Here is a 22,053-nt window from a genome sequence, read left to right on the forward strand (position 1 = left end):
CGGCCGCGGGTTATGGGGTGACCAAGCTAGCGGAACTGTGTTTCTTAAGTGGAACCCGCGGCCCGCGTGGCGGGGGCCGCGCGCACTCCGGCCCCTCGGGGCCGCCGCCCGCTCCTGCCTCCGCCCCGCTTGCCGGCGGCCCCGCTGGTCCGAGCGCGCAACACCACCAGCAGGCACTGTTCTGGGGCTCTGCCCCAGGCCCCGGCCCTCTCTCCGAGGGGGAAGAGGCCGAGTTCGGGTGCAGCTCCGTCGTGGTGATGGGTGGTCTGGTCGCGGGAGGGGTCCCTCGTCGCCCGGCCCCCGGAGGCGTACCAGGAACCCCCGGGGGCCGCCAAGGCCAAGCGCAAGCGTCACGAGGTGAGCCTTGGCGGCCCCCGGGGAACCCTGGTACGGCGAAGCTGCCCGACCGACGAGGGACCCCTCCCACTCAGGCCCCAATTCTGCTGGCGGCTCGGCCCTGCCGGGTGTGGACACCTGCTCGGCACCAAGCGCGGTGGTGGGTCAGCGCTTCGGGCGGGTATCTCCCGGATAGCCCTCGGTTGACTCGTCGGACCGGCGTACCGTGGCGCTGGAGGTGGTCAGCATGACTACGGAACTGGCGGACAACGTCCGTAAGTACCGGCGTCGGGCCGGGATGAGCCAGGAAGAACTGGCCCACGCCGCAGGCGTCTCGCCGGGGACGGTGCGCAAGGTCGAGCAGGGTGGCACGGTCCGCATGGAAACCCTTCACACCCTCGCCCGCGCGCTGAGCTTAACCACAGCAACGCTCTTGGCGCCGGACGCTCCAGAGCCCGTGGGCCGTTCGGAGGACCCGAACCGCGTCAACCTGATCCAACTCCGCGCGGCCCTCACCCCACCAGTGGGACTCACCGACTCCGACGGAGAGAGCGCCGAGGAGGAGCCGAACCTGCGCCGCTTCCGCCGTACGGTCCACGACGGTGCGGTGCTCTACCACTCCGACAGCTACAAGAGCGTCGCATCCCAACTGCCCGCGCTCTTGCGGGACGCGAACAGCGCGGTCGTCCACTTCGACAGTGGCGAGGAGCACAGTCAGGCGCTCCTGGCCCGTGCCGAGGCATTGCAGCTGGCCGGGCGGTACCTGACGCAGGTACGGCAGTACGACCTCGCCTACACCGCCCTGGCCGGCGCGATCACCGACGCACGCCGGGCCGGGGACACACTCACCGGGGCATCCGGCGTGATCGGGATGTGCTGGCTGCTCCTGCGCCAGGGCCGGCTGGACGAAGCCGAACAGCTCGCCTCCCAGACCGCCGACCTGATCGAACCGAGACTGTCCCGCGCGACGCCGGACGAATGCGCGGCATGGGGATGGCTGGCACTGCGCGCCGCGGCTGCCGCAGGCCGCAACAACCGGCCCCAGGAAGCCCGCCACTACCACCGCGTCGCGAACACGGCGGCATCCGCCGTGGGACGGGAGTACACCGGCTCGTTCTTCCGGCACTGGACGACCTTCGGGCCGCTCACCGTCGGCATGAAGGGCGTGGAAGACGACATGATCGTGGGAGACGCCCGCGCCGTCGTCCGCAAATCCGGCGAGGACGCCATGTCACCCAAGGCGTGGAAGAGCGCCGGGCGGCCGAGCGGCGAAAACTGGAACCGCCACCGCCTGGACGTGGCCCGCGCGCACGCCCGGACCAACGACCTGTCCGCGGCGATGGACGAGCTGACCGGAGTCCGCCGTGCATCCCCGGAGTGGCTGAGGCATCAGCGGATGGCCGCCGAGACCATGCAGGAGATCCTGAAGAAGCGCAAGCGCACCCTCACCGCCGAGATGCGCGACATGGCCTCCTACCTGGCCGTCGTCGGATAGGTGCCACGCAACGCGATACTTCCGGCACCCTCCGTCGCCAACTGGCATGCCTGATGGATGGAGTGACGGACCGTCGCACCCTACGGTCGCCGTATTCCATTCGGCGACCCAGGTGGGGGTGCACGGTGAGCACATCCAGGACCGACGCGGACCGCATGCGCCGCAGAGATCTCCACGACGCGGCAGCAGGCGTGACCGGTCCTCGCTTACTGCCGTGGACGACTCAGGACGGGAACCCCTGCTACCTCAGCACCGACGGCAGGGGCTACCTCTCCTCACTCGCCGACAGCATCGAGGAAGTACAACTCGACATGGGCGAGGAACTCCTCGGGTACGCCCGTAAGGTCGTGGCCCCCGGAGCCAAGGAGCTGTCGGCCGTCGAATACCGGTGGCTCGCCTGCCGGCTGACCGAAGCCCTGGCGGACGCGCTCCGGGTCGCCGAATCACGCGGCGACCGCATCCCCGACCCGCCCGAGAACCCCGGCTCCTGACGGCAGTAGCGACGGCAACAACCACGGATTCCGGCGCACAACCACGGACAACAGTGGACGCCAAAACCCCTCCCCACCTGCATAAAAGCAGCTAGAGGAGGGGCTGCCAGCACACGTACTATGTGCTGGCGGGGGCCACACCGGTCCTGGTTCACAATTGTGGAACCGCAGATCCTTTCAGTCTCAAGCGAACTGAAGCACTTTCCGGTAATGCATCCAAACGGAACGTGGACAACCTGACGGCTTCCATGAAGGAAGGTGGCTGGCAGGGTGACCCAATCAAGGTTGCGCAGCATAACGACGAGTTGTACATCCTGGACGGTCACCACCGTGTCGCAGCGGCCAAGCGTGCGGGGATCGATGTCCCATATCAGGTTGTGCCGGAACAGGAACTGATAGCCCGCTACTCGGGCGGCATCGACGATGTGATTACTGCATGGGCTGAAGTGGGGCCCGATAAACTCGTGAACCGCCACAGGAGGCCGGGGTACAGATGATGAGCAACGTATCCACCGAAGTGGCGGAGTACATTGAGGCCCTGGCTCGTGTTCAGTCGGAAGTCCTCCGAAGCATCCCTGACCTGGGTTCGAGTCTGGCGGCGATCGTGAGGCGTGTGCGTGCACATGAGCTGTCAAAGTCAGGATCAACCTCGGGCGGGATCGAGTACGCAGTGCACGGGAACGGTTGCCTGTTTGTATCGAGTGATGGTCGTGAAATCGATGTCGACTTCCTTGTCGATGGAACCCCTGTATTCGATTCGTGGCGAATTGAAAGATTCTCCTTGAGCCGGGGGTTTGCCTCGAAGGTCACGGCAGATGAGTTGATCCAGGAGTGCCGTCGCATGGCTTCATCTGGGACTCTCGAAGAGGTCCGTGAAGGATGGTTCTCGGTGAAACCTGAGCAATCTACTGATGGTCAACTGATAGGCGATAGTCAGGGCTAAGCGTTGCAATAGAGCAGGTACGCCAGAGGCCCCACCGGTCGATCTTCCGGTGGGGCCTCTGGCATGTGCTGGAGTGAGTCTTTTCCAACCTCAGGTTGCGGTGTGGTGGAGGACGAGGACGGCCTTCACGATGCCGGTGATCCGGTTGTGCTGCAGCGGAGTTTCCGCAGTAGGCGCCAGCCCTTCAGGACGGCCATGGCTTGCTCTCCGACGCAGCGGATCTTGGCGTGGCTGCTGTTGTGCCGCCGCTTCCAGCGCTTGAGTCGGCGGCCCCGGAAGGGGACTCGGATGTGGCGGCCGGTGCCTCGGTATGCCTTGTCTGCCCAGCATTTCAGCCCCGTGGCGGCGAGCGCGTCGACGATGCCATGGCTTCGGGCAGCGGTCAGGTCGTGGGTGGAGCCGGGAAGGGCCGGCGATGCCCAGAGCGGTCGGCCGAACGGGTCGGTGAGGACCTGGACGTTCGTGCCGTGCCGCTTGTGCCTGCCCGAGTAGTACGGGGTTTCGGCAGCGATCCGGTCGATCGGCGGCAGCGTGCCGTCCAGGATCACGTATGCCTTCGTCCGGGCCGTCTCCATCGCCTCGGCCAGGGTCGGGGCGAGAGCGGCCAAGACCTCGATTGCCTCGCGTATGGAGCGGTACACGGTCGCGATCCCGATGCCGAACCCGGCGGCGAGCTGGGCATAGGTGTCGCCGCACCGCAGATGGGCCAGGGCAAGCAGGGCCTGGCGGCCGGCCGGCAGGCGCCGCCACCGCGTGCCGATCTCCCGCTGCCGGACGGCGAGCTGCTCGGTCAGGTGGCGCAGGGTACGGCTGGACAGATCGATCGACGACGGGTAGACAAGCACGCGAAGCTCCTGGCGGACATGGGTGATCTTGGTCGAGAACCCGTCTGCCAGGAGCTTCGTCGTTGCGTACAGACCTTGAGCATCAACGGCCCGACATCGCAGGCAGGTTGGAAAAGGCTCAGTGTCTGACGGCAGTAGTTGACGGCAACGTCAGCGGATGGGTGCTGCGCAGGGTGGCGGTTCGTCAGGGTCGTCGGGTTGGCCGGCGGTTTCGTCGGAGCGCCGGAGGGTGAGGCCCAGGAGGTCTATGGCGTCCCGCTGGAGCCGGAGTCTGACGTGGGCGTAGACGGTGGCGGTGACGCCGATGTGGGCGTGGCCGAGGAGCTCTTTTATCACAACGAGTTCGACGCCTTGCTCCAGGAGCAGGGTGGCGGTGGAGTGCCGTAGGTCGTGGAAGCGGATGCGGCGGAGCCCGGCCCGATCGAGGAGTGCACGGAAGCTGCGATTGAGGTTCGCGGGATCGATCGGCCCTCCCGCCGGCGCCGCCGGACCTGCCCGAGCACCCGGACTACCCCCATCTCCTCGCCGTCTTCAACGAGGCGACCGGACCACTGCGGGCCGAGGACGTCTGCGATCTCCTCGGCCACGAACTGCTGCCGAAGGACGTCGAAGGCACCCGCGCCAAGCTGAAACGCCTGGCCAAGCTCGCCATCCTCACCGAGATCGACATCGGCAGCTTCACCAGGAAGCCATAGCGCCGACCCCACCGCGACCAGCAGCGCCGACCTACCTCACCCGGACATGGACATCACGTTACGAACCGCCCTCTGAGTGCTACGCCAGGCGCCAAGTCGGCAGCGGGGGCAGCGGCGGGGTTGAGTGCGGGAGCGACCTCCACGTGCGGGGTGATCGCCGTCGAGCCAGTGGGTGCCGGGCCGGTCAGGGCGTGGTTGAGGGTGTAGATGGCTCGACGGCGTCGGACGCCGGGCCCCGAGGCGCGGTCGGGGGCCGGGCGGTTCAGGCGGGCCGGGTGGCGGTCTCGGCCGGCGGGGCCGGGAGGATGCCGTCCGCTATCAGGCCGGCGAGGACCGCTTCGCCGACGGCCATGACCGCCGTCTGGGGGCGGATCATCACCGTGATCTCGCTGATCAGGCCGCCGGGGGCGAGGTGCAGCATGTCGATGCCGTGCACCTGGCGGCCGTTCACGACCGTGCGGAAGGGCAGGACGGTGGCCGGGCCCTCCGTGCCCTCGGCGCCGGCGGCGGCGGATTCGGCCCTGCCCTCGAAGTGGCCGACGTAGTGGAAGCCCTCGAAGGTGCGCAGGAGTACGCGGAAGAGGGCCATGACCGCCGGCTTGCCCTCGAACGGCTTCGACTTCACCGGGCTGTTGAGCCGGACGTCCTCGGTGAACAGGGCCTCGAGGGCGGCCAGGTCCTGGGCGGCTACGGCGGCGCGGAACCGGTCGGCGGCCGTCGGGTGGGTGGTCGTGCCTGCGCTCGCGCCTGCGCTCGTGACCCTGCCCGTGTCCGCGCTCGTGTCCGTGCTCATGGCGTCTCCTCGATAGTCACCGATGTGATTAGTCATTTTCTTGACTATCATGGGCCGGGCGTTCGTGAACAGACCCCCGAGGAGGCGGACCGATGGCTTTGCGCCATGCCGTACTGGCGGCGCTGCTCGACGAGGAGCTGAGTGGCTACCAGCTGGCCAAGTCATTCGACACGGGCGTGGCCAACTTCTGGCATGCCCTGCCGCAGCAGGTCTACGCCGAGCTGGCCAAGCTGGAGGAGGGCGGCCTGATCGCGGGCCGGGAGGTCGTCCAGGACACCCGGCCCAACAAGCGCCTCTTCAAGGTCACCGTCGCCGGGCTGGCCGAGCTGGAACGCTTCACGGCCACCACCACCAAGCCCGTGGCGATCCGCGACGACCTGCTCGTGAAGGTGCAGGCCGCCGAGATCGTCGACACGCAGGAGCTGATCGCGCAGCTCGCGCAGCGGATCACCTTCGCGCAGGCCAAGGTCGAGCTGTTCGAGGCACTGCTGCGCACGATGCGCGGCGAGCGCACCGAGGAGGAGTTCCTGCGCCACGGCGCACGGATCGGCCCCTACCTGACCTGCCTGCGCGGCCTGGAGTTCGAGCGGGCCAACGGGGCCTGGTACGAGCGCACCACGAAGATCCTGAGCGAGAGGCGGGCCGACCGTGCCGAGCGATGAACGGCGTGACCCCCCGGGGCCGGGGCGTCACCCCCTGCGTTACGTGGCCCTCGGCGACAGCCAGAGCGAGGGAGTCGGCGACGGGGACGACCGCACCGGGCTGCGCGGGTGCGCCGACCGACTCGCCGAGCTGATCGCGGCGTACGAACCCGATCTCCGCTACGCCAACCTCGCCGTGCGGGGCCGGCTCGCGGCGGGGGTGCGCGAGGGGCAGCTGGAGCCCGCCCTCGCGCTCCGTCCCGACCTGGCCACCGTCGTCGCCGGCGTCAACGACGTGCTGCGGCCCCAGTTCGACGCCGACGAGGTCGCCGGGCACCTGGAGGCGATGTTCGCCGCGCTCACCGCGCAGGGCGCCCGCGTCGCCACCGTCACCTTCCCCGACATCGCGAAGCTCGTCCCGCTCGCGAAGGGAGCGGCCCCGCGCGTCCACGCGCTCAACGAGCGGATACGGCAGGCGGCCGGGCGGCACGGGGTGGCCGTCGCCGACTTCGCGCTGTACGAGGCGTGCACCGACCCCCGGATGTGGAGCGCGGACCGGCTGCACGCGGGGCCGCTCGGCCACGCCATGATCGCCGCCGGTGTCGCGCACGCCCTGGAACTGCCCGGCAGCGACGACGCGTGGACCCGCCCGCTGCCGGGGCCGCCGCCCCTGGCTCCGTCGGGCCTGCGGGGTGCCGCCGCGGAACTGCGGTGGGCCGTCGGGTTCGCCGGGCCCTGGATCGGCCGACGGCTGCGCGGGCGCTCCTCGGGCGACGGGCGCAGCGCGAAGCGGCCCGAGCTGCTCCCCGTACGCGGCCCCGTGGGCGCGTAGCCCCGCCCTGCCCGCCCTGCCCGCCCTGCCCGCCCTGCCCGTGCTGTCACGGCCTATGGGCCTATGGGCCTACGGGCCTGCGGGTCGGCAGGCCGCGGCAGTCTGGGGCCAGGGGGAGCCCTGGTCCCGGATCCGGGACCAGGGCTCCGGCGCGGTGATCAGGCGCGGGCGATGATCTCGCCGTGCAGGACCGAGAACCAGGCGTCCGGGGACAGTCCCCAGGCGTGCCACGCGTCCGCGATCGCCCTCAGTTCGGGCTCCGTCGCGTGTCCGCCGCCGGTGGCGATGCCGGCGTACGCCGAGTCCGTCGTACGGTCCGCCCACAGTGCGGACCACCACGCGGCCTCGTCCTCGGTCGCGTAACACCACGAGGTCGCGGTGCAGGTCACGTCCGCGAAGCCCGCCTCGCGGGCCCATGCGCGCAGTCGGCGCCCGGCGTCGGGCTCGCCGCCGTTGGCGCGGGCCACCCGCCGGTACAGGTCCAGCCATTCCTCCAGGCCCGGCGTCCGCGGGTACCAGGTCATCGCCGCGTAGTCGGCGTCCCGCGCGGCCACGATCCCGCCCGGCCGGCACACGCGGCGCATCTCGCGCAGCGCCCGGACCGGGTCGCCCACGTGCTGTAGCACCTGGTGGGCGTGGACCACGTCGAAGGAGTCGTCCGGGAAGTCCAGCGCGTGGACGTCGGCCGTGGCGAACTCGATGTTCGCCACGCCCCGCTCCTTCGCGTGCGCGGCGGCCTGCCCGAGCACGTCGGCCGCCGCGTCCACCGCCGTGACCCGGCCGTCCGGCCCCACCAGCTCCGCCAGGTCCGCCGTGATCGTGCCCGGACCGCAGCCCACGTCCAGGACGTCCATGCCCGGACGCAGCGCGCCGATCAGGTAGGCGGCGGAGTTGCGGGCCGTGCGCCAGCGGTGCGAGCGCAGGACGGACTCGTGGTGTCCGTGGGTGTAGACGGCGGTCTCGTGGGAGGCGTTCATGGCCGTGGCTCCTTCGTCGTCGAAGTGCTGTCGAGCTGCTGTCGAAGTGCTGTCGAAGCGCCGTCGACGTGCCGTGGAGGGTGCTGTCGAAGCGTTGGTCTCACCGTAAGGGATCCGTTCGGCATATGAGATATATGTTTTGACATGTGGACACGGGCGCTGCCCCCCAAGGGGGTTGGGCAGGTGGGTGGCAGGTCAGTGGCAGAGCGGATCAGGTGCGAGGAGAGTGAACCCCGGGGAGGGGACGACCCCGGTGAAGGACGGTGAGATCGATGCCGGATCCGCTGCTCGAGCGGCATGCCGAAGCGCTGGCGCTCTTCGGTGAACACGTGCACGCCATCTCGGACACCCAGTGGGACGCGCCGACGCCCTGTAGCGAATGGAGCGTGCGCGACCTCGTCAACCACGTCACCGCCGAGCAGTTGTGGATACCGCCCATGGTCACGGACGGCCGCACGGTCGAGGACATCGGAAGCACCTTCTCCGGCGACGTCCTCGGCACGGACCCGGCCGGGTCCTGGGACCGGGCCTCGGCCGCCGCGCACGTCGCCTTCGAGATACCCGGCGCGCTGGACCGCACCGTCCGGCTCTCGTACGGGCCGGCCCTCGGATCGGCCTACTGCTCGGAGCTGACCGCCGACTGCGTCGTCCACGCCTGGGACCTCGCGCGGGCCATCGGCGCCGACGACCGGCTGCCGGACGGCCTCGTCGAGTTCTCCCTCAAGGAGGTCATGCCGTACGCCAGCGGGCTGGCCGCGAGCGGTATGTACGATGCGCCGTTGGAGGTGCCGGCCGGGGCGGACGCGCAGACGCGCCTGCTCGCCCTGGTGGGGAGGAAGGGCTGAGCCGTCGCTGGTGCCCGGCGTTCCGCGGTCCGAATGTTCCGCGGTCCGATAACGGGTGGTGGGGGGCAAATTATCGTATAAAGGCAGGGTTGGTGGCCGCGGGACGGCAGGAAGAGGTGGCGCGCGGTGTCGGGGATGCAGCGCACGACGGCCGAGGGCCGCGGTCCGGTCCGCTACGGTCCGCCCGCCCCGCAGCCCGGCCTGCCCGTACTGCCCGAACTCACCGCCGTCCTCGCGGCCGCCGCCTGGCGTTCCGCGCCCGAGCCCCCGGGCGGGGGCGTACCCGTACGCTCCGCCGGCGCCCGGCACTGGGGCCGCCGGGGACTGCCGACCGATCCCGACCAGGTGGCCGCCGGACCCGGCGCGCCCGCCCTGCTGCTCGCACTGCTCGGCGCCTACGGCGGCGACGTGATGCTGCCCCGGCCCTGTCCCGCCTGGTGGACGCCGCAGGTCCGACTGCTGGGACGGCGGGCCTACCACGTGCCCACCCCCGCCGAGTGCGGCGGCGTCCCGGACCCGTACGCCCTCCTGGAGACCGTGCGCCGGGTCCGCGCCGAGGGCGGCGACCCGCGCGTGCTGCTGCTCTCCGTCGCCGACGACCCGACCGCGACCGTGCCGCCGCCCGAGCTGCTGCGGGAGGCCTGCGAGGCCGCCGCGTCCGCCGGGTTGTTCGTGGTCAGCGACGAGACCTGGCGCGACACCGTCCACCGGCCGCAGGACACGCTCGTCCTCAGCCCCGCCGAGATGCTGCCCGACGAGGTCGCCGTGCTGCTCGACCTCTCCGGCGCGCTGCTCCCCGCCGGCTGGCCCGCCGCCGTCGTCCGCTTCCCCGGCACCCCGCGCGGTACCTGGCTGCGGGCCCGCACCCTGGACGTGCTCACCGCGACCGGCGCGTTCGTCGCCGGCCCGGTCGCCGGGGCCGCCGCGCACGCCCTGGACGAGCCCGGCCCCGTCGCCGGACGCGCCGTCGCGGCCGCGGCCCTGCACGGGGCGGTGGCCGCGGCCGCGCACCGTGAGCTGCTGGCCGTCGGGGCGCTCGCCCGGCCGCCGCGGGCCGGCCGGCACCTCTACGCCGATCTGACCCCGCTGCGCGCGGGCCTCGCCCGCAGCGGGGTCGGCGACGCGATGGAACTGGAGGACTGGCTGGGCGGGCGGCTCGGCGCCCCGACCCCCGGCGGCCAGCGGTTCGCCGACGAGCCGGTCGCCCTGCGGGTCCGGCTCTCGACGGGGCCGCTGCTGGGGGCGACCCCGGAGGAACGGCTCGCCGCGCTCACCGCGACCGACCCCCTCGAACTTCCGTACGTACGGGACTCCCTGGACCGGCTGCGATCGGTCCTGGCCGGGCTGTCCGACTGATCTCCGACTGATCTCCGGCTGATCGCTGGCTGATCTCCGGCTGATGCCGGTCGGACCCCGTCCGGCGGCTGTCCGAGTGAGGTCCGGCCGATCCGATGTCCGGGTGACGTCCGGCTGACGTCCGGCTCCGCGCCCGGACCGGCCGGTCATCGGCGTACGCGCCGCCAGAGGGGCGGGGCCGCGCTGACGGTCAGGGCGAGGGCCACCGCCAGGGCCACGCCCTTCCAGGGCTCCGAGAAGAGGGAGCCGCCCAGGATGCCGATCAGGCCGTAGGTCGCCGCCCAGGCCAGGCAGGCCGGGCCGGCGCCGCGGGCGAAGCGGCGCAGGGGGAGTTCCGCCAGCAGGCAGGCGAGCATCACCGGGATCCGGCCGCCCGGGAGCAGCCGGGAGACCACCAGCACCACGACGCCGTTCTCGTCCAGCTTCCGCTGGGCCTGGCCGAGGCGCTCGGGCGTGGCCCGCCGGCGCAGGACCTCCAGCCAGCGCGAGCCGTTGCGCGAGTGGACCCCCCGGCGGCCCAGCCAGTAGAGGGCCAGGTCCCCGACGAACGCGGCCAGCGAGGAGACCGCGAACACCAGCAACAGGCCCAGCGGAAAGGACTCCTGGTGGAACGCCACCACCGCCGCCGTGCTCACCAGCGCGCCCGTGGGAATGACCGGCACCAGCGCGCCCAACGCCACCATGACGAACAAGGTCGGGTATCCGACCGCCTGTTGGGTGGACTCGGAGGGGGTCTGGCCGGCCGCTTCCGCCAGCTGCCACAGGGCCGAGGGTACGGTCACGGCAGCCGCACCCGTTCGCCGTGCGCGGGCACCCGGACCGTCACCTTGGGAGCCTCCAGCCCCGCGCGGCGCGCGAACTCCTCGCCCGGCGCGTGGAATTCGTGCGGCCGCACCGCGTCCATCCCGATCGGCCAGTACGTCCCCCAGTGCACCGGGACCGCCGCCGCGGGCGCCAGCCGGGCCAGGGCACGCGCCGCGCCCGCCGCGTCCAGGTGTCCCGGGCCGAGGTAGGGGCCCCAGCCGCCCACCGGCAGCAGGGCCACGTCCACCGGCCCGACCTCGTCGGCCATCGAGTCGAACAGCCCGGTGTCCCCGGCGAAGTACGTCCGCGACGTGCCCTCCACCACGTACCCGAGCGCGGGCGCGCGCTGCGGTCCGAACGGCAGCCGCCTCCCGTCGTGACGCGCGCTGACCGCCCGTACCCGCAGCGGTCCCCGGACTCCCGTGCCGTCCCGCGCGGACTCCCGGGCACCGCCGCCCGCGAAGGAGAACGCGTCGCCCGGGGACATCTCCGTGACCGCCAGACCCCGCACTCCCGCGATCCGGGCCAGACCCGGCACCGCCCGCCGCGCCCCGCGGGGCACCAGCAGCCGGGTCCCGGGCGCCATCCGCGCCAGCGAGGGCAGGTGCAGGTGGTCGGAGTGCAGGTGCGAGACGAGCACCGCGTCCGCGACCGCCGCCTCCGGCGGGGGCGGCGCTCCGCGGCGGCGCCGCAGGTGCGCGAGGCGCCGCGCGAACAGCGGGTCCGTCAGCAGCCGGACTCCGGAGTCCTCGACCGTGCACGTGGCATGACCCCACCAGGTGACCTGCACCGGCACGTGTGCCCCCCTCCCGCTTCCCGCCCGCACAGGCCGCGCGCCGAACGGGCTCGAGTCGAGCCTAAAGGCTGCCCGGTGGAACCGCCCGGAACCAGGTGGGGGGACCCCCTCCTCGCCGACCGCGGATCGGAGTAGGGTCGGGCGGCATGGATGAGCTGCGCGTGGCCGCGATCGCCAGCCTGGCCCCGCTCGAAGACCTCGACGCCGATCCGTTCGCCGTCGACACCCGGAGTCAACAGGCCATGTGCGCCCGCTGGGCCGCGGGCCGGGGCTACGTGGTGACGAGGCACCTGCTCGTCTACGGGCTGCGCGCCGACCACTGCGGGCTCTGGCACGACGTCGACGCAGGCCGGGTCGATCTGTTCGTCGCCGCCAACCGCCGGGTACTGGGACGCGCGCTGCACTCCGTGGACGAGTTCGCCGCCGAATGCGAACGACGCGGCGTGCGACTGGAAACCGCCGGGCTCGACGAACCGCGCTACACCTCCGCGATGAAGGCCGAAGTGCACCGCCGCCTCTCCATGCCGACCGCGGGCTACGACGGCACGTAACGGCCACCCCACATCCGGGCACCCCGCCACCCCGGCGCCCGGGCCCCCGGCCCTCCGCCACCCCCCCCGGGCCCGCCGCCACCCTCCGTACGCACATGCGCCACCTGTGCCATCCGGCCGGGCCGCCGCCGCTGTGCGAGCCTGGAGGGAGCGTGGGACGGGGGCTCGTCGGCGCGGTGCGGGCCACAGCGGTGAGGCGGGTGCGGAGTGTTGCGAGGCCGGTGGCGGAGCGCGGGCGGCGCCCTGGTGCGGATCAGCCTGGTCTGGGCGGTGTCCACCCTCACCATGCTCGCCCTGGCCGGCATCCTCCCCGACTTCCGGCTCCAGGCTGCCGGCGGGGACCACGACAGCATCACGCAGATCGGGTTGACGGCCGCGATCGGCGCCGGAGCGTTCGGTCTGCTGAGCGCCCTCGTCTGGCCGGTCGTCGTCCGCGCCCTGCTGCTCGTACCGGCCCTCGTGCTGGGCCTCCTGGTCTTCTTCCTCAACGGCTCCCTGCTGCTGATAGCCCTCAGCCTGATCCCGGCCGGCCGCGGCGAGGCCGCGCCCGAGACGGCCGTGGTCGTCGCCGCGGTCATGTCCGCGGTGGCCTCGGCCACGTCCACCGCACTCGCCGTACGGGACGACGAGGCCTACCGGCGCCGCCTGTACCGCCTCGCCGACCGGCGCCGCCGCCGCCAGCGCCGCGACGCCGGGCCCGGCGCCGGGGAAGGCGCGCCCGGCCTGGTCTTCCTCCAGCTCGACGGGGTCGGGTACGAAGTGATGCGGCACGCCGCGGGCAGCGGGCTGATGCCCACCGTGGCCGAGTGGCTCGACCGCACCCACCGCATCAGGTCCTGGCGGACCGACTGGTCCAGCCAGACCGGCGCCAGCCAGCTCGGCATCCTGCACGGCTCCAACTTCGACGTCCCGGCCTTCCGCTGGTACGAGAAGGACACCGGCGAGGTCGTGGTCTGCAACCGGCCGACCAGCGCCGCCGAGCTCCAGCGCCGCGCCGTCGAACGCACCGGGAACGGCGGCCTGCTGGTCCGCGACGGCGCCAGCCGCGGCAACCTCTTCAGCGGCGGCGCCGGACAACTGGCCCTGGTCCTGTCGGTGTCCGCGCGCCGGGGGCCCGGCAACCGCTCCCGCGCGGGCTACTTCGCGTACTTCTCCGATCCGGCCAACGCCGTCCGCACCGCCCTGTCCTTCACCGCCGAAGTGGGCCGGGAGATCGTCCAGTCGGTACGCGCCCGCGTGCGCGGGGACCGGCCGCGCGTCGCGCGCGGCGGGCTGTACCCCCTGATCAGGGCCTTCGCCACGGTGGTGGAACGGGACGTGGTGGTCGCGGCCGTGATCGGCGACATGCTGGCCGGGCGCGCCGCCGTCTACGCCGACCTCGTCGCCTACGACGAGGTCGCCCACCACTCGGGCCCGCGCGCCCGGGACACCGAACAGGTGCTCGCCCGCCTCGACCGCAGCCTCGCCCTCGTCGCGCGGGTCGCCGAGCACGCGCCCCGCGCGTACCGGATCGTGCTGCTCTCGGACCACGGCCAGAGCCCGGGGGAGACCTTCCTGGCCCGGTACGGGCTCACCCTGAAGGACCTGGTCCGGGTGAGCTGCGGACTGCCGGTGTCCCGCCGGGCCGGCCGCACCAGCAGCGGGGCCGAGGCGCGGGCCGCCGTACGGGCCGCCCTGCACCGGCCGGTCGAGGAGGACGACGAGGAGGCGCGCCCCGGGCGTGGCCCCGACCCGGTGGTGCTGGCGTCGGGCAACCTCGGGCTGATCTCCTTCCCGGACCTGCCCGGCCGGGCGTCCAGGGAGCGGATCGAGCGCGCGCACCCGGCGCTTCTGGCGACGCTGGCCGCCCATCCGGGGATCGGGTTCCTGCTGGTGGACGGGGTGGTGCTGGGGCCGGGCGGGGCCGAGGCGCGGCTGGACGTGCCGGGCGCGGCGGAGGCGCTGCTGGCCCCCTTCGGGCCGGGCGCGGCGCAGGCGGTCCGGCGTACCGACGCCTTCCCGCACGTGGCCGACGTGATGGTGAACTCGGCGTACGACCCGCGGACGGGCGCGGTGCACGCCTTCGAGGAGCAGATCGGGTCCCACGGGGGCCTGGGCGGGGAGCAGGGGCACCCGTTCCTGATGTGGCCGGTCGAGCTGTCGGAACCGGACCCGGAGCCCGGACCGGAACTGGTGGGCGCGGAGGCGGTGCACGCGGTGCTGCGGGACTGGCTGCGGGAGGTGGACGGGCCGCAGGTGCCGGTGCCCCCGGCGGTCTCGGCGCTGCCGACGGCCCGGATCACGCCCCCGCCCCCGGCGCCTTGAAGGCGGCCGCCGGCAGCTCGGCCCGGGAAGGGCGGGACGGCGGTCCGGGCCGGGCGGTAGCTTGGGAGGAGAGGCCGGTCCGTCAGGGGGGCTCTAAGGGGTCGCCATGTCCGCGATCAGGAAAACCATCGACATCGACCGCCCGCCCGAGGACGTCTACGCGTACGTGACGGACCCCACGCACCTGCCCGAGTGGCAGGACAGCGCCCTGTCGGCGGTTCCGATGGGCGACCTCCCCGTCCACATCGGTTCCCGGGTCATCGTCACCCGACGGATCGGCAGGCGCAGGATCCCCACCAAGATGGAGGTCACGGAACTCGACCCGCCGAGGAGCTGGCACTTCCACGGCGTCGAGGGACCGGTACGGCCGGACGTGCGGGGCACCATCGAACCCCTCGACGGCGGAACCCGCTCGCGCGTCACCCTGGCCGTCGACTTCGAGGGCCACGGCATGGGCAGGGCCCTGGTCCCCCTCCTGGTCAGGCCGATGGTCCGCAAGGAGATGCCCCGCGGCGAGGAGAAGCTGAAGCACCTCCTGGAACACACCGCGGCCTGAACCGCACGGGACGGCCGGCGGCGGAAAACCGGATGCTCCGGGGCACGCGGCGCGTCCACACTGGGCGCGCCGCGTACCCACTCCCCGGAGGACGACCACACCCGTGCAGGCCGCCGTCACCGTCACCCCCGCCCAGCTCCCCGAACTGCTCCTCGGGCTCGCCACCGTGCGGCCCGTCTTCCTGTGGGGTGCTCCGGGGATCGGGAAGTCCTCGCTCGTGCGGAAGTTCGCGGATTCCCTGGGCCTGGAGTGCGTCAGCCTGCTCGGTACGCAGCTCGCGCCCGAGGACCTCATCGGCGTTCCGCAGATCCGTGACGGGCGTTCGGTGTTCTGCCCGCCCGAGGCGATCGCCCGCGAGGAGCCGTACTGCCTGTTCCTCGACGAGCTCAACGCCGCGAGCCCGGACGTGCAGAAGGCCTTCTACTCGCTGATCCTCGACCGGCGGATCGGTTCCTACGAGCTGCCCGCGGGCTCCATCGTGATCGGCGCCGGCAACCGGGCCACCGACAACGCGCTGGCGCGGCCCATCGCCTCCGCGCTCGTCAACCGGCTCACCCACGTCCACCTGCGGGCCTCCGCCGGGGACTGGCTGGTCTGGGCCGGCGAGAACGGCATCCACCCCTGGGTCGCCGACTACCTCGCCGACCGCCCCGACCACCTCTGGTCGCAGCCGCCCAAGAGCGAGGAGCCCTTCTCCACGCCCCGTTCCTGGCACATGCTCTCCGACGCCCTGCACTCCTTCGGTCCCGGCCTGGACGAGCAGACGCTCGGCGTCCTCGCGCACGGCACGCTCACCCCCGCGCACGCCGTCTCCTTCCGCGGCTACGCCAAGATCGTCCGCCACAGCTTCGGGATCGAGGCCGTCATCAAGGGCGACGCCTCCTGGCCCGCCCGCATGGAGGACCGCGACCTGCTCTACTACCTCGCCGAAGCCTTCCGGGGCCGCCTCGTCAAGGAACTCCCCGCCCGCAAGGAACACGTCTCGCCCGGCGTCCGGCAGACCGCCTACCGCGCCAAGTCCCTGCTCGTGCAGCTCGCCGAGATCTCCGTCGAGGTCGCCCAGACCGTCATCGCCGACGACGCGGACGGCCTGCCCGTCCTGCCCGCCTGGTTCCTCATCGAGGCCGCCCGCGACATGCCCCGGCTGGTCGAGGCCCGCCGGTGACCACCCGGAAGCCTTCCCCGCAGCAGGCCAAGGCCAAGGCCAAGCCCGACCCCGCCACCCTCGCCTACGAGGCCGGGCGGGCCGCGGTCCGGCAGAACCCCGCCCTGGCCGCGGTCTCCGCCACCTTCTGCCGCGGTCTCCCGTGCGCGCTCTGCGCGGCCGCCGGACTCGCCGTGGTCACCTCCAACGGCGTGATCCACTCCCACCCCACCCTCCGCGCCGAGCCCGCCGAGTGGGCCTGGGCGCTGGCGCACTGCCTGCTCCACCTCGGATTCGGGCACGTTCCCGCCGCCGAGGAGACCGGCCGGCCACAGCCCGACCGCGCCGACCTCGCCGCCCGCTGCGTGGTCGTCAACCGCTTCCTGCTGAACTTCCCCGTCGGCCGGGCCCCCGACCGGCTGCCCGACGCGTACCCGGGAGGCGACGAGGAGCAGCTCGCCGGCGCCTGGCGCCAGAGCGGCGTCCCGCCCCGCTACGAGGACTGCGCCGCGAGCGCCCCCGGCGCCCCCGACCAGATCCTGGTGCCCTGGCAGAACGGGAACGCGGCCCCGGACTGGCAGACCGGCTTCGCCCATGCCCTCACCCGGTCCGTGTCCGCCACCATGGATCTGGCCGCCGGCCGTGAGGGCCACCGCCCGCAGCCGTGGGAACGCGCCCTGAACTGGTTCGTCTCCTCCTACCCGCTGCTCGGCGGCCTCGCCGCGGGCCTGCGGCTCGTCGCCGACGCGGAGCTCGCCCGCGCCCAGGGCATCGCCATCGCCGCCGTCAGCGCGAGCGCGGGCGAGATCTACGTGAACCCGCTGCGTTCCCTCACCGACGGCGAGTGGCGGTTCGTCCTGGCCCACGAGATGCTCCACGCCGCCCTGCGCCACGGCGAACGCCGCGGCGCCCGTGACCCGTACCTCCACAATGTGGCCGCCGACTACGTGGTCAACGGCTGGCTCGTCGAGATGGGCGTCGGCGACATGCCCGACGGGCTGCTGTACGACCCCGCGCTGAAGGGCCTCTCGGCCGAGGAGGTCTACGACCGGATCACCGGCGACCTGCGCCGGATGCGCCGGCTCGCCACCCTGCGCGGCAAGGGCCGCGGGGACATCCTGGGCGAGCCGCTGCCGCATCCGGGGAGCGGACCGTACACCGACCTGGACGAGTTCTACCGGCGCGGTCTGGTCCAGGGCTTCGACCTGCACGAGCACGGGAAGCGCGGGCTGCTGCCCGCCGGGCTCGTCGAGGAGATCAGGGCGCTGGCCCACCCTCCGGTGCCGTGGGACGTACGCCTGGCCCGCTGGTTCGACGCGTACGTGCCGCGGCCGCAGCCGGTACGCAGCTTCGCGCGCCCCGCCCGCCGCCAGGCCTCGACCCCGGACATCCCGCGTGCGGGCCGGTACTTTCCGGAGGAGGAGACGGCCCGGTGCACCTTCGGCGTGGTCCTGGACACCTCGGGGTCGATGGACACCGCCCTGCTCGGCAAGGCGCTCGGCGCCATCGCCTCGTACGCGGAAGCCCGCGACGTACCGGCGGCCCGCGTCGTGTTCTGTGACGCGGCGCCGTACGACGCGGGCTATCTGCCCCCCACCGAGATCGCGGGCCGGGTGAAGATCCGGGGCGGGGGCGGGACCGTGCTGCAGCCGGGCATCGACCTGCTGCTGAGGGCGGAGGACTTCCCGCCCGGGGCCCCGGTGCTGGTGATCACGGACGGGTGGACCGACACCCTGCGGATCCGGCGCGAGCACGCCTTCCTGGTTCCGCAGGGCGCCTGCCTGCCGTTCACGCCCCGGGGGCCGGTCTTCCGACTGGCCTGAGGGCGCGGACCCCGGTTTAGTCGAGGTAGTCGCGCAGCACCTGCGAACGCGACGGGTGACGGAGCTTGGACATGGTCTTCGACTCGATCTGGCGGATGCGCTCACGGGTGACCCCGTACACGCGGCCGATCTCGTCGAGGGTCTTCGGCTGGCCGTCGTTGAGGCCGTAGCGCATGGAGACCACGCCCGCTTCGCGCTCCGAGAGCGTGCCCAGGATCGACTGGAGCTGCTCCTGGAGGAAGGTGAAGGAGACCGCGTCGGCCGGCACGACCGCCTCGGAGTCCTCGATGAGGTCACCGAACTCGCTGTCGCCCTCCTCACCCAGCGGGGTGTGCAGGGAGATCGGCTCGCGGCCGTACTTCTGGACCTCGATGACCTTCTCGGGGGTCATGTCGAGTTCCTTGCCCAGCTCCTCCGGAGTGGGCTCCCGGCCGAGGTCCTGGAGCATCTGGCGCTGGACACGGGCCAGCTTGTTGATGATCTCGACCATGTGGACGGGGATGCGGATGGTGCGCGACTGGTCGGCCATGGCGCGCGTGATCGCCTGACGGATCCACCAGGTCGCGTACGTGGAGAACTTGAAGCCCTTGGTGTAGTCGAACTTCTCCACGGCGCGGATCAGGCCGACGTTGCCCTCCTGGATCAGGTCCAGGAAGAGCATGCCGCGGCCGGTGTAGCGCTTGGCGAGGGAGACCACGAGGCGGAGGTTGGCCTCCAGCAGGTGGTTCTTCGCGCGGCGGCCGTCCTCGACGAGGATCTCGAGCTCGCGCTTGAACGCGGGCTTGTGGTCCTCCTCCTCTTCGAGCTTGTACTCGGAGAAGAGACCCGCCTCGATGCGCTTGGCGAGCTCGACCTCCTGCTCGGCGTTGAGCAGCGGCACCTTGCCGATCAGCTTCAGGTAGTCCTTGACGGGGTCGGCGGTGGCGCCGGCGACCATGACGGTCTGCGCCGGGGCGTCGTCCTCGTCGTCGTCGGACAGGACGAAGCCCGCGCTGCCGCCCGTCTTGGGCGTCTCCTTCTCGGCGTCGTCGTCGAGGTCCTCGGCGGCCCAGTCCTCGCCCTCGGCGGCGGGGGCGGCGTCTTCGTCGCCGTCCTTGGCGCCCTTCTTCGGCGCGGCCGTCTTCTTCACGGCCGTCTTCTTCGCGGCGGTCTTCTTGACCGTCCGCTTCTTCGGCGCGGCGGCGGCCTCGGCCGCCGCCTCCTCCTCGGTCCCGGAGGCCGACGGGTCGGATATCGCCGCGGCGGTGGCCGTGGCGGCCGTCTTGCGCGCGCCGATGGGGCGGGGCGCGGCAGCGGCCTTCTTGGTGACGGCGCGAGCCGGGGCAGCGGCCGCCTTGCGCGGCTTCTTGGCGGCAGCCTTCGTGGCGGGCGCGGCGCTGACGTGCAGCGCGACACCCTCCTCGTCCAGGACCTGGTTCAGGCTGCGCAGGACCCGCTTCCACTGGTCCACCGGGATGCGGCCGGCCTCGAAGGCCTGGCGCACGTCATCACCGTTGATGTGACCCTGCTCGCGGCCACGCTCGACAAGCGCGACCAGGGCCTCGGATTCGGCGATCTCCGTGGGGAACGTACGGGACGGGCTGAGCGACACAAGGAGCCTCTCGTTGCGAACAGATATAAGGGGGTGGCGGGACATCTTCGCGCGAACTCGGGAAACAGACCCGAGGGGGGTCTGTATTCCGAGCCGCACGAGGACACCTGTCGGTTCATCGCACGCCCGAGTAGATTCGTTACGCGCTGAATTGAGTGACCTGCGCCACGCTGTGACCGGGCAACCGATCTGCGGTGGCTGCGTCCGCCCTTCTTGTCAGCCCGTTCTGCGGGCCTCGATGAGGAATCGGGCGGTGTGCGCGACGAACGGGCCTTCGCGTTCGATCTGTTCGTGCAGCTCGCGCAACCGGTCCCGGTACTGCCCGACCGTGAAGCCGGGCACCATCCAGATCACCTTCCGTAGAAAGTAGATCACGGCTCCGATGTCGTAGAACTCCGTCCGGAGCCGCTCCGCCCGCAAGTCGACCACCTCCAGGCCGGCCCGCGTGGCATCGGCGACCGCGTCGTCGGGGTGCCGGCCGCGCCGGACCTCCTCCGGCTGCGGGCCCAGGAAGTACTCGACCAGCTCGAAGACGCTCGCCGGACCGACCTGCTGGGAGAAGTACGTACCGCCGGGCCGCAGGACCCGCGCGATCTCCTCCCACCAGATCGTCACCGGGTGCCGGCTGACGACGAGGTCGAAGGCCTCGTCGCCGAACGGCAGCGGCGGCTCGTCGGAGTCCGAGACCACCACCGCGCCGAGCGGGTGCAGCAGCCGGGTCGCCTTGTCGATGTTCGGCGGCCAGGACTCGGTGGCCACCATCAGCGGGGGCAGGGGACCGGCCCCGGCGAGCACCTCGCCGCCGCCCGTCTGGATGTCGAGGGCGGCCCGGACGCCGGACAGGCGCTGTCCCAGGAGCCGCTGGTAGCCCCAGGAGGGGCGCTGCTCGCGCGCGCGGCCGTCGAGCCAGGAGAAGTCCCAGCCGTCCACGGACACGGCTTCCGCTTCCGCGACGAGATGGTCGAAGGTGGGCGTCATCCCCCGATCGTCCCAGGCCGGGAGCGGCTCATCCACCGGATTGCCGGGCGCCGGGGCCGCCGGGAGCCGCCGGGGGCCCCGCCGGGTCGGCAGGGCGGTCGCCTACACTGGGCGGCGGGCCGTGACTGGCGTTCGGGTGGATCACCACCGGGGAGCGGCCCGGCGTGCTCCCGTACGTCGACTGCCGCGCGCCTGGGCGAACCGCGATCCCGCAGCGACGCTCAGGAGACCCCATGACGACTGCCCAGACCGAACAGCCGGCCCGCACCGCCGAGCTGATGGACGGCACCGCCCTCGCCCGCCGCATCTCGGAGCAGACCGCCGCCTACGCGGCGCGGATCACCGAGCGCACCGGCACCGCGCCCTGTCTCGCCACCGTGCTGGTCGGCGAGGACCCCGCCTCCGTCACGTACGTGCGCATGAAGCAGAACCGCTGCGCCAAGGCCGGGATCACCTCCCGCCACGTGGAGCTGCCCGCCGCGACGACCACCGAGGAGCTCGTCGCCACCCTGACCGCGCTCTCCGAGGACCCGGAGATCAGCGGCATCCTGCTCCAGCACCCCGTTCCGCACCACATCGACGAGCGCGCCGCCTTCGAGGCCATCGCCCCCGGCAAGGACGTCGACGGGGTCACCATGCACTCCTTCGCCGCCATGGGCTTCGGACTGCCCGGCTTCGTCTCCTGCACCCCCGGCGGCATCATGCGCCTCCTCGCCGCCTACGACGTGGACCTGACCGGCAAGCACGCCGTGGTCGTCGGCCGCAGTGCCATCCTGGGCAAGCCCGCCGGGATGCTGCTGCTGGAGCAGAACGCCACCGTCACCTACTGCCACTCCCGCACCGTGGACCTGCCGGCCCTCGTGCGCCAGGCGGACGTGCTGGTCGCCGCCGTCGGCAAGGCCGAGTTCATCCGGGGCGAGGACATCAAGCCGGGTGCGGTCGTCCTGGACGCCGGCTACAACGAGGGCAACGTCGGCGACGTCCACTTCGAGTCGGCCGCCGCCCGCGCCTCGCTGATCACCCCCGTGCCCGGCGGCGTCGGCCCGATGACCATCGCGGTGCTGCTGGAGCAGACCGTCCAGGCCGCCGCCGCGCAGGCCGGTCTGGCGCTCGCGGACCTCTGACCCGGCCGCCGCACCCCTCCCGCACGGCGCGACGCCCCGGGCCTTCGGGCCCGGGGCGTCCCGCGTCCGCAGGCCCTCCGGGCCGGCCTGGAGGGCCTGCGGGGCGGTACGAGGCCCCAAGGGTGCGACCGGG

Annotated in this window: 20 protein-coding genes, 2 pseudogenes and 1 riboswitch; of the genes and pseudogenes, 14 read left to right on the forward strand and 8 right to left on the reverse strand. The window is 72.4% G+C overall.

Going from position 1 to position 22,053, the window contains the following annotated elements:
- The first annotated feature begins 583 nt into the window (after nt 1–583).
- From ACWF9Z_RS15840 to ACWF9Z_RS15855, 4 genes are all read left to right on the forward strand, one after another.
- Nucleotides 584–1,831: a helix-turn-helix domain-containing protein gene (locus tag ACWF9Z_RS15840; RefSeq protein WP_453602501.1), complete on the forward strand. Its 1,248-nt coding sequence runs from the start codon at nt 584–586 to the stop codon at nt 1,829–1,831.
- A 155-nt stretch (nt 1,832–1,986) separates the two neighbouring features.
- Nucleotides 1,987–2,322 (forward strand): hypothetical protein, encoded by a 336-nt coding sequence (locus ACWF9Z_RS15845; RefSeq protein ID WP_453602696.1) that lies wholly within the window; start codon nt 1,987–1,989, stop codon nt 2,320–2,322.
- 227 nt (nt 2,323–2,549) lie between these two features.
- A complete protein-coding gene (locus tag ACWF9Z_RS15850; protein ID WP_453602503.1) occupies nt 2,550–2,819 on the forward strand; it encodes a ParB/RepB/Spo0J family partition protein in 270 nt (89 codons plus the stop codon).
- Nucleotides 2,816–3,265, forward strand: coding sequence for a DUF6896 domain-containing protein (locus ACWF9Z_RS15855; RefSeq protein WP_453602504.1), 450 nt, complete (start codon nt 2,816–2,818; stop codon nt 3,263–3,265). Before ACWF9Z_RS15850 ends, ACWF9Z_RS15855 begins: the two co-directional genes overlap by 4 nt.
- Nucleotides 3,266–3,355: 90 nt before the next feature.
- Here the strand turns inward: ACWF9Z_RS15855 and ACWF9Z_RS15860 are convergent.
- The 3 genes and pseudogenes from ACWF9Z_RS15860 to ACWF9Z_RS15870 form a co-directional block, all read right to left on the reverse strand.
- Nucleotides 3,356–4,110 (reverse strand): annotated as a pseudogene (locus ACWF9Z_RS15860) (transposase family protein).
- Between the two features lie 150 nt (nt 4,111–4,260).
- A pseudogene (locus ACWF9Z_RS15865) lies at nt 4,261–4,587 on the reverse strand (tyrosine-type recombinase/integrase); the annotation flags it as partial.
- Nucleotides 4,588–5,067: 480 nt separating this feature from the next.
- A complete protein-coding gene (locus tag ACWF9Z_RS15870; RefSeq protein WP_453602506.1) occupies nt 5,068–5,598 on the reverse strand; it encodes a nuclear transport factor 2 family protein in 531 nt (176 codons plus the stop codon).
- A gap of 92 nt (nt 5,599–5,690) precedes the next feature.
- Between ACWF9Z_RS15870 and ACWF9Z_RS15875 the strand changes: the two genes are divergently transcribed.
- Entirely contained in the window at nt 5,691–6,260 is a 570-nt protein-coding gene (locus tag ACWF9Z_RS15875; RefSeq protein WP_453602508.1) for a PadR family transcriptional regulator, read from the forward strand.
- 34 nt (nt 6,261–6,294) lie between these two features.
- On the forward strand, nt 6,295–7,071 hold the full coding sequence (locus ACWF9Z_RS15880) for an SGNH/GDSL hydrolase family protein (RefSeq protein WP_453602698.1): 777 nt from the start codon (nt 6,295–6,297) through the stop codon (nt 7,069–7,071).
- Nucleotides 7,072–7,229: 158 nt separating this feature from the next.
- Here ACWF9Z_RS15880 and ACWF9Z_RS15885 read toward each other — a convergent pair whose 3' ends face one another.
- A complete protein-coding gene (locus tag ACWF9Z_RS15885) occupies nt 7,230–8,048 on the reverse strand; it encodes a methyltransferase domain-containing protein (protein WP_453602509.1) in 819 nt (272 codons plus the stop codon).
- A 272-nt stretch (nt 8,049–8,320) separates the two neighbouring features.
- Between ACWF9Z_RS15885 and ACWF9Z_RS15890 the strand changes: the two genes are divergently transcribed.
- Both ACWF9Z_RS15890 and ACWF9Z_RS15895 read left to right on the forward strand, forming a co-directional pair.
- Nucleotides 8,321–8,893: a TIGR03086 family metal-binding protein gene (locus tag ACWF9Z_RS15890; protein WP_453602511.1), complete on the forward strand. Its 573-nt coding sequence runs from the start codon at nt 8,321–8,323 to the stop codon at nt 8,891–8,893.
- A gap of 135 nt (nt 8,894–9,028) precedes the next feature.
- Entirely contained in the window at nt 9,029–10,249 is a 1,221-nt protein-coding gene (locus tag ACWF9Z_RS15895; RefSeq protein ID WP_453602513.1) for an aminotransferase class I/II-fold pyridoxal phosphate-dependent enzyme, read from the forward strand.
- Between the two features lie 146 nt (nt 10,250–10,395).
- On the opposite strand, the gene ACWF9Z_RS15900 is transcribed toward ACWF9Z_RS15895, so the two are convergent.
- Nucleotides 10,396–10,932 (reverse strand): DedA family protein, encoded by a 537-nt coding sequence (locus ACWF9Z_RS15900; RefSeq protein WP_453602700.1) that lies wholly within the window; start codon nt 10,930–10,932, stop codon nt 10,396–10,398.
- 95 nt (nt 10,933–11,027) lie between these two features.
- Nucleotides 11,028–11,849, reverse strand: coding sequence for an MBL fold metallo-hydrolase (locus tag ACWF9Z_RS15905; protein WP_453602514.1), 822 nt, complete (start codon nt 11,847–11,849; stop codon nt 11,028–11,030).
- Between the two features lie 146 nt (nt 11,850–11,995).
- Between ACWF9Z_RS15905 and ACWF9Z_RS15910 the strand changes: the two genes are divergently transcribed.
- The 5 genes from ACWF9Z_RS15910 to ACWF9Z_RS15930 all read left to right on the forward strand — a co-directional run bounded on the left by ACWF9Z_RS15910 (nt 11,996) and on the right by ACWF9Z_RS15930 (nt 18,227).
- Entirely contained in the window at nt 11,996–12,400 is a 405-nt protein-coding gene (locus ACWF9Z_RS15910) for a hypothetical protein (protein ID WP_453602515.1), read from the forward strand.
- A 207-nt stretch (nt 12,401–12,607) separates the two neighbouring features.
- Nucleotides 12,608–14,704 carry an alkaline phosphatase family protein gene (locus ACWF9Z_RS15915; RefSeq protein WP_453602517.1) on the forward strand — a complete coding sequence of 699 codons (2,097 nt, stop codon included), beginning with the start codon at nt 12,608–12,610 and terminating at the stop codon, nt 14,702–14,704.
- Between the two features lie 106 nt (nt 14,705–14,810).
- Nucleotides 14,811–15,260, forward strand: a complete 450-nt coding sequence (locus ACWF9Z_RS15920) for an SRPBCC family protein (protein WP_453602519.1) — start codon at nt 14,811–14,813, stop codon at nt 15,258–15,260.
- Nucleotides 15,261–15,363: 103 nt separating this feature from the next.
- The gene (locus ACWF9Z_RS15925; RefSeq protein WP_453602520.1) at nt 15,364–16,425 is read left to right on the forward strand and encodes an ATP-binding protein; all 1,062 of its coding nucleotides are present in this window, start codon (nt 15,364–15,366) and stop codon (nt 16,423–16,425) included.
- A complete protein-coding gene (locus ACWF9Z_RS15930; protein WP_453602522.1) occupies nt 16,422–18,227 on the forward strand; it encodes a vWA domain-containing protein in 1,806 nt (601 codons plus the stop codon). Before ACWF9Z_RS15925 ends, ACWF9Z_RS15930 begins: the two co-directional genes overlap by 4 nt.
- A 16-nt stretch (nt 18,228–18,243) precedes the next feature.
- On the opposite strand, the gene ACWF9Z_RS15935 is transcribed toward ACWF9Z_RS15930, so the two are convergent.
- Entirely contained in the window at nt 18,244–19,863 is a 1,620-nt protein-coding gene (locus ACWF9Z_RS15935) for an RNA polymerase sigma factor (RefSeq protein ID WP_453602524.1), read from the reverse strand.
- 171 nt (nt 19,864–20,034) lie between these two features.
- Nucleotides 20,035–20,796, reverse strand: coding sequence for a class I SAM-dependent methyltransferase (locus ACWF9Z_RS15940; protein ID WP_453602526.1), 762 nt, complete (start codon nt 20,794–20,796; stop codon nt 20,035–20,037).
- Nucleotides 20,797–20,907: 111 nt separating this feature from the next.
- Nucleotides 20,908–21,001, forward strand: a riboswitch (ZMP/ZTP riboswitch).
- Nucleotides 21,002–21,029: 28 nt separating this feature from the next.
- Between ACWF9Z_RS15940 and ACWF9Z_RS15945 the strand changes: the two genes are divergently transcribed.
- Nucleotides 21,030–21,920, forward strand: coding sequence for a bifunctional 5,10-methylenetetrahydrofolate dehydrogenase/5,10-methenyltetrahydrofolate cyclohydrolase (locus ACWF9Z_RS15945; RefSeq protein WP_453602528.1), 891 nt, complete (start codon nt 21,030–21,032; stop codon nt 21,918–21,920).
- Nucleotides 21,921–22,053: the final 133 nt, after the last annotated feature.

This window comes from Streptomyces sp. NPDC054961 (assembly GCF_053609145.1).

Coding starts and splice junctions, on each gene's coding strand:
- ACWF9Z_RS15840 (WP_453602501.1), top strand. CDS start 584: ATGACTACGGAACTGGCGGACAACGTCCGTAAGTACCGGCGTCGGGCC.
- ACWF9Z_RS15845 (WP_453602696.1), top strand. CDS start 1,987: ATGCGCCGCAGAGATCTCCACGACGCGGCAGCAGGCGTGACCGGTCCT.
- ACWF9Z_RS15855 (WP_453602504.1), top strand. CDS start 2,816: ATGATGAGCAACGTATCCACCGAAGTGGCGGAGTACATTGAGGCCCTG.
- ACWF9Z_RS15870 (WP_453602506.1), bottom strand. CDS start 5,598: ATGAGCACGGACACGAGCGCGGACACGGGCAGGGTCACGAGCGCAGGC.
- ACWF9Z_RS15875 (WP_453602508.1), top strand. CDS start 5,691: ATGGCTTTGCGCCATGCCGTACTGGCGGCGCTGCTCGACGAGGAGCTG.
- ACWF9Z_RS15885 (WP_453602509.1), bottom strand. CDS start 8,048: ATGAACGCCTCCCACGAGACCGCCGTCTACACCCACGGACACCACGAG.
- ACWF9Z_RS15890 (WP_453602511.1), top strand. CDS start 8,321: ATGCCGGATCCGCTGCTCGAGCGGCATGCCGAAGCGCTGGCGCTCTTC.
- ACWF9Z_RS15895 (WP_453602513.1), top strand. CDS start 9,029: ATGCAGCGCACGACGGCCGAGGGCCGCGGTCCGGTCCGCTACGGTCCG.
- ACWF9Z_RS15900 (WP_453602700.1), bottom strand. CDS start 10,932: ATGGTGGCGTTGGGCGCGCTGGTGCCGGTCATTCCCACGGGCGCGCTG.
- ACWF9Z_RS15910 (WP_453602515.1), top strand. CDS start 11,996: ATGGATGAGCTGCGCGTGGCCGCGATCGCCAGCCTGGCCCCGCTCGAA.
- ACWF9Z_RS15920 (WP_453602519.1), top strand. CDS start 14,811: ATGTCCGCGATCAGGAAAACCATCGACATCGACCGCCCGCCCGAGGAC.
- ACWF9Z_RS15935 (WP_453602524.1), bottom strand. CDS start 19,863: ATGTCCCGCCACCCCCTTATATCTGTTCGCAACGAGAGGCTCCTTGTG.
- ACWF9Z_RS15940 (WP_453602526.1), bottom strand. CDS start 20,796: ATGACGCCCACCTTCGACCATCTCGTCGCGGAAGCGGAAGCCGTGTCC.
- ACWF9Z_RS15945 (WP_453602528.1), top strand. CDS start 21,030: ATGACGACTGCCCAGACCGAACAGCCGGCCCGCACCGCCGAGCTGATG.